The organism is Wenjunlia tyrosinilytica (assembly GCF_014646055.1).
Taxonomy (GTDB): Bacteria; Actinomycetota; Actinomycetes; order Streptomycetales; family Streptomycetaceae; genus Wenjunlia; species Wenjunlia tyrosinilytica.
Window position 1 is genome coordinate 1 of sequence record NZ_BMMS01000091.1, and the last position, 6,096, is coordinate 6,096.

Sequence of the window (6,096 nt, forward strand, 5' to 3'; positions counted from 1 at the left end):
GAGGTCGAGGCGGAGCAGGACGCCACGCTCGCCAAGACGCTCGTCGATGCCGGCAGCACGGTGGAGGTCGGGTCACCTGTTGCTGTACTGCTCGAACCGGGCGAGCAGGTCGCCGAGATGAGCGTGCTCCTTGCGGAGCTGGGCGTGGCTGCCTCCGGGCCCGGGGGAGTCAATGGGCAGTCGGCTGCCGTCGGCGGCACGACCGCACGCATGCAGACGGACTCCGCAGTCCAGCAGACGCCCGCCGCTCCGCGGGAAGAGGAACGCCTGTTCGCCAGTCCCCTCGCGAGACGGCTCCTGAAAGAGGCCGGCCTGTCTCTGTCCGATGTCGAGGGCACCGGCCCCCACGGCCNCGACACGATCGCCACATCGGCCACACCGGCCTGGAGCCGTTTCCCCGCCACAATTGCCCAACCGGCCCAGCCACTGCCGGCCCATGTGCGCGGTCGCCGTGCCGTCCCTGGGGTCCCCGGAATCGTCGATCACGACGACCCCGCCGTCATGCGGAGCCGTCGCCGACTCCTCGCGCAGCAGCTCCAGCCGCCGGTCGTTGACCAGCTCGGCCTCCCAGGGCGACTCGGAAAGGAAGAACTGCAGCCGCTGCACCCCCGGCATCCCCACACCCGCCACCGGCTCCGCCCCTGCCAGGCAGGTGACCGTCTTGTTCCGCTCCCGCGCGCCAGCAGCCCGGTCAGGTACTCGCGAAACCCCCGCCGCTGCGCCAGTCTGAAGAAGAGGTCGTCGAACGGGCCGCGTACTCCTCCAACGGCCCCGGCGCAGGCGGACACAGGCGGCGAGCGGTCATCTTCAACCCCCAGCAAGGCAGTTGACTACTGCCACCGGCCTACGAACAACCCGACCTGCCGTCAACCCACACCACCACCGGAATTGACGAACTCTTGGTAACCGCATCGGGGCGGCTACCCGCGGCGGCCGGGGAACGCCCGGAAGTAGCAAGATTCGAGCCGCCGGGTGGTTGATGTGGTGGCGAAGACCCGGGTGTGCGATTTGGCTGAGCGGACTGTTCGATTCGGTATGGAATTCGCTTGAGCGGCAGGTTCTTCGCTGCTCTGCCGCAGGTCAAAGGGGACTTCTTCGGTAACGAGTGGTGCAGGTCACACTGGACGGGTTCCCGTATTCGCCAGGTAAGTCTCTTCTGTGCGTATCGCTGTGAGTGGACGCATGGTTTACGTAGCGCTCATGTTCGGCGGGCGTGTGCGAGATGTGTGTTCGACTCGTGCGCCAAGCGTCCTGGGGAGGGGCTGGGCGGGGTGTCTGGTTTTTGGCGTGCACGAAGTTCTGGCCGAGGCTGGGGGGCCGTGTTGAGTGGCCTGGTCGTCGCGGGTGTGATGGTCCCAGCGCCGGCTTTATCGGCTGCTGTGCCGACGGCGGCAGGCGATTCCGCGGTTTCGGTGTCCGAGCAGGCAGCGGCGTCGGGTGAGCCGGTGGAGGTGCTGGCTGCACGCAGCGCGTACACCCAGACCTTCGCCAACCCCGACGGCACTTTCACGTTGAGGCAGTCGAGCGCGCCGCAGCGCGCGCAGTCCTCGGACGGTACCTGGCGGTCCGTCGACACCACGTTGGAGCGTCGGGCTGACGGGTCGGTGGCGCCGAGGGCCGCCGTCGCGGACGTCAGGTTCTCCGGCGGCGGCAGCGGTGATCTGATTCGTTTGGGGGACCGGTCGGGGCATGCGTTGTCCCTGGACTGGGGCAAGGACTTGCCCGCGCCGGTTCTTGAGGGCTCCTCTGCTACGTACCCCGATGTGCTTCCTGATGTGGATCTGCGGCTGACGGCGACGGCTGAGGGCTACCAGGAGGTGCTGGTCGTCAAGACCGCGCAAGCGGCCGACAACCCGCAATTGGCCAGGATCACCTTGTCCGCGCAGGGTGACGGCGTCAGTGTCGTACCCGGTATCGGCGCGGGAGTGCGGGCGGTCGACGATGACGGCAACACCGTCTTCGTCGGCCCGTCCGCCCAGATGTGGGACTCGGCCGGGGATACCGGAACCAAGACGCACCTGGTGCGTACTTCCGCGATGGGCCAGGCAGGTCGGGATTCCCCTACGCCTGATGGCCCTTCCGACGATGACCATGTGCATCCGGCGGACGGACCCAGCGGGGGCGATACCGTCGCTGAGCTGCCCGGTGAAGGTGGCCCACGACGCTATCTCGGTGGTCCCCGACTCCGGGTTGCTCCACGGGCCTGAGACGGTGTACCCGGTCTACATCGATCCGTCGGTCGGGCTTGGACGCTCGGAGTGGACGAAGATCTCCTCCGACGGCGACCGGTTCTGGAAGTTCTCCGGAGACAAGGGCGTCGGCAAGTGCGGCAATGCGCTGGGCTACTACTGCGGCCCCGGCTACATCGACCGGATCTACTACGAGTTCGCGCCCACCAGGCTGTCCGGGAAGCAGGTTCTGGACGCGACCTTCCGTGCGCATGAGACCTGGTCGTTCGACTGCAATCCGGCCTGGGTCGATCTGGAGCGCACCGACAACATCTCCGAGGGCACCCGCTGGGACAACCGCCCCGCCACGCTGGACCAGATGGGCGACCGGTATGTCTCGGCGGGCCGGGGCGGCAATTGCAGCCCCGAGCAGCCTGACCAGTGGATCGAGTTCAACGACAATCCCGACGAGTCGGATGAGAATCTCACCTCCACGGTGCGGGCCTTCGCGGACGGGAAGTTCTCCCGACTGACGCTGATGCTGCGGGCCAAGGACGAGGGCGACGCCACCGCATGGAAGCGGTTCGAGGCCAACGCCGAGCTCGAGGTGACCTACGTGCCCAAGCCGGGTGTGCCCTCGAAGGTCAAGTCGGGCGACCTGTGGTCGTCGTACTCGTCCTGGTGCCACTTCGAGATCGACTCCACGGCGCCGAAGCCCCCGCAGATCACGTCCCCGCGATTACGACCCAGTCACCGGAGCCTTCCTCAACGTCGACCCGCTGCTGGAGACGGACAAGCCGCAGACCCTCAACGGCTACAGCTACGCGGCCAACAGTCCCGTGACCTCCAGCGACCCCACCGGAACCCGCCTGATCGCCGGCGACCTCCACAACTCCGGCGACTGGGTCGACACCAACGGCGGCTACCACAACGGCCCCGAAGGCCCGAACACGACGTACAACCCGCCACCGACGCCATGGGCCCCGCCTTTCTCGCGCGGCGGCGTCCAGGGCTTCTACATGGGCGGAACCCATCACGGTGGTGGCGGATTCCGCCACTGGCTCACCGGAGCCAGCGACTCCTTCTACAAGGAGTCGAGCAACTACCTGGGCGGGGCCGTGGACCTCGTCACCACGCAGGCTTCGGACGCGTACAACTGCGCCACCTTCAACGGCGGATGCAGCAATCATCTGAAGAACGTGTTCGGCACGACGTTCCTGATGCCTTTCCAGACGGCCACCGCCTACGCCACGCAGAGCGAGGAGATCTACAGCGACTTCGCTTCCGGGAACAGCGATGCCGCGGTCGGCAAGCTCGGCTTCCACACTGCCCTCTTTGCCCTCGGACGTGGCCTCGGCAAGGCAGGCAAGATGGGCTGCCGGAACAGCTTCCTCCCCAAGACGCCGGTCCTCATGGCGGACGGCACCACCAAAGCCATCAAGGACGTCAAGACCGGCGACGAGGTGCTGGCCACGGACGCCAAGAGCGGCAAGACCCTCGGGAAGGAGGTCACCGCCGAGATCATCGGCAAGGGGAAGAAACACCTCGTAAAGGTCACCCTCGCCGACGGACGACCCAAGCGCGCGGCACCGGCCTCCTTGACGGCGACCTACAACCACCCCTTCTGGGTGCCGTCACTCGAGCGATGGGTCAACGCCACCCACCCGCGCGCGGGCCAGTGGCTGAGGACCAGCGCCGGAACCCTTGTCCAGATCAAGGCAGTCAAACGCTGGACAGCCACAGCAACCGTCAACAACCTGACCGTCGCCGACCTGCACACGTACTATGTGCTAGCGGGGGCCACGCCCGTCCTTGTCCATAACTGTGGAGAGGCTGGGGAACATGTCTACCGCGGAATCGATTGGGGCCACTCGAAATATGACGACGCCCTCGAAGGGCGAGCGGTGCCGCGAGGTGGAGAAGCTGACGCTGCTTCACACAATGGCGGCAACCTCGACAGTCCATTCACGTCGTGGACAGACGATTACGAAGGCGTGGCCTTGGACGCTGCAGAGCTAGGTAATGGCCCCGGGATCGTCATGCGTCACCGTCGAGCGGATATACAGGATCGCCTGATCAAGGGTCCGCAAGATATTTACGGCGAGAGTGAGCTTTTGGTGGAAGGGGTCATCAACGGTGCTGAGATAAGCATCAACCGAGGCCCATGGCATCTACCGGGGTCTGGCTGATGGATGCAGGTTTCATCGCTGCTGAGGCGCGTCGTCTGGGAATGCTTCAGTTCGCCTCTTCGGTTGACGAGTACGGTGCGACCGTTCTTCACGAAAGTACGGTCGCCGGGGAGCAACTGATTCGCATCTTCGAGCATCGCCTCAGAAGGGCGAAGGTTCGTGATGACGGAGATGCCGTGCGGCTGGTAGGTGAATTGTTGTCTGCGTTTCGCAATGCAGAGTCGAGTGAGATCAAGCTAATCCACCTGCTGGCCGGAAAAATGGAGGTGATGCTTTATGGCGAGGGGTGCCGTGAAAGTATTCTTGCCATTGTGATCCTTTCTGAGGGCGATGCATGACATAGCGGTGGGCTCCTCCAGGAAGTTCTGGAGGAGCCCACCGGAGTTTTGACGGCAACTGTGACGGCAACGTCAGCGGACGATACTCGCCGAGGGCGGCGGCCCTTCGGGGGCGTCGTCCTCGTGCAGTATGTCCCCGAGGGTTTCGATGGCTTGGCGCTGGAGGCGGAGCTGGACGTAGACGCCGGCGGTGACCCCGATGTGGGCGTGGCTGAGGAGTTCTTTGATCACGACGAGTCGATGCCCTGCTCCAGGAGCGGGGTGGCCGTCGAGTGGCGCAGATCATGGAAGCGGATGCGGCGGAGCCCGGCACCGTCGAGAATTCGGCCGAAGCGCCGGGTCATGTTGGCCGGGTAGATCGGGCCGGTGGGTCTGTCAAACGAGCGGCTCTGGCCCGTAGTCGGTGGTGACGTCGAGTAGCTGTCCGTGATCATGAGCTTGTGATGGATATCAACTCCCTTATAGGGACGGTTTTTTCCGGACTGTCGGCGCTGGTCGTTGAGGACGTGGCGGAGGGCGGCGGCACGCTGGTGATCGCGGCCCGCACTCGGGATGTAGCCGTGCTGTGTCCGGTGTGCGGGACGCCGACGGCGAAGGTGCACGGGTATCACCACCGGACAGTGAGGGACGTGCCGGTCGACGGCCGCCAGGTCGTCGTCCACCTGCGCGTACGGCGGCTGGTCTGTGCGACCCGGGGTTGCCGGCGGCAGACCTTCCGGGAGCAGATTCCCGGACTCCTGGAGCGTCATCAGCGCCCGCACGGTGCGGCTTGCCCAGCAGGTGTCCCAGACAGCACGAGAGTTATGCGGCCGGGCGGCCGCACGCCTTGCCGGCCTGCTGGCCGTGCCCGTGTCCCGCAGCACTGCGTTGCGCCATCCACGGCGCTTGCCGCTGCCACAGCAGACGGTCCCGCGGGCGATCGGTGTAGACGATTTCGCCCTGCGCCGCCGTCACCGCTACGCCACGATCATCACGGATGCCGGCCGACGCGTCGCGGTCTGCCCAACCGCGACCCCGCCTACCGCCCGACCCTCGTCGACCCCTGCCGTGACCATCTGCGCGCCCGCCGTGCGGCCGATCCCGCAGTCCCTGTCACCAAGAGAATCACGAGACAGATGCACGGGCGCGCCGGATTCGACCTTCTCCGCCACCGCATCCTCCTGCCCTGACAGATACCCAGCGGCACCACCGACTACGGGCCAGAGCCGCTCGTTTGACAGACCCACGCCAGCCCCCGACGTCATCGCGGAACCGAACCGCATCGACCCCTGGTGGAACCTGCCTGGCCCGGGAGAGGACTGTAAATCGTTCGGTGTAACTCCCGATCATGGAAGATGCATCGATGACCAGTGAGAACGTGTCCGAGTCCGAGACCGTCGAGCCCACGAAGGCTGCGTCGGT

Annotated in this window: 3 protein-coding genes and 4 pseudogenes; 5 read left to right on the forward strand and 2 right to left on the reverse strand. The window is 65.9% G+C overall.

Going from position 1 to position 6,096, the window contains the following annotated elements; genetic code table 11:
- Positions 1 to 210 precede the first annotated feature (210 nt).
- Positions 211 to 315, forward strand: a pseudogene (locus tag IEY86_RS38430) (hypothetical protein); the annotation flags it as partial.
- Positions 316 to 408: 93 nt separating this feature from the next.
- Here IEY86_RS38430 and IEY86_RS38575 read toward each other — a convergent pair.
- Positions 409 to 805: pseudogene (locus tag IEY86_RS38575) on the reverse strand (transposase); the annotation flags it as partial.
- A gap of 607 nt (positions 806 to 1,412) precedes the next feature.
- Here IEY86_RS38575 and IEY86_RS37935 point away from each other — a divergent pair.
- From IEY86_RS37935 to IEY86_RS35380, 3 genes are all read left to right on the forward strand, one after another.
- Complete coding sequence (locus IEY86_RS37935; RefSeq protein ID WP_189136005.1) at positions 1,413 to 2,207, forward strand: hypothetical protein; 795 nt, start codon at positions 1,413 to 1,415, stop codon at positions 2,205 to 2,207.
- A gap of 800 nt (positions 2,208 to 3,007) precedes the next feature.
- A complete protein-coding gene (locus IEY86_RS38440; RefSeq protein ID WP_373287146.1) occupies positions 3,008 to 4,357 on the forward strand; it encodes a Hint domain-containing protein in 1,350 nt (449 codons plus the stop codon).
- Positions 4,357 to 4,695, forward strand: a complete 339-nt coding sequence (locus IEY86_RS35380) for a hypothetical protein (RefSeq protein ID WP_189136007.1) — start codon at positions 4,357 to 4,359, stop codon at positions 4,693 to 4,695. The genes IEY86_RS38440 and IEY86_RS35380 overlap by 1 nt, the downstream gene beginning before the upstream one ends.
- 72 nt (positions 4,696 to 4,767) lie before the next feature.
- Here the strand turns inward: IEY86_RS35380 and IEY86_RS38655 are convergent.
- Positions 4,768 to 5,075: pseudogene (locus tag IEY86_RS38655) on the reverse strand (tyrosine-type recombinase/integrase); the annotation flags it as partial.
- Positions 5,076 to 5,135: 60 nt separating this feature from the next.
- Here IEY86_RS38655 and IEY86_RS35395 point away from each other — a divergent pair.
- Positions 5,136 to 5,700, forward strand: a pseudogene (locus tag IEY86_RS35395) (transposase family protein); the annotation flags it as partial.
- Positions 5,701 to 6,096: the final 396 nt, after the last annotated feature.

Bases quoted from the DNA above. Each gene is read 5' to 3' on its own strand.
- IEY86_RS35380 (WP_189136007.1), top strand. From the start codon at position 4,357: ATGGATGCAGGTTTCATCGCTGCTGAGGCGCGTCGTCTGGGAATGCTT.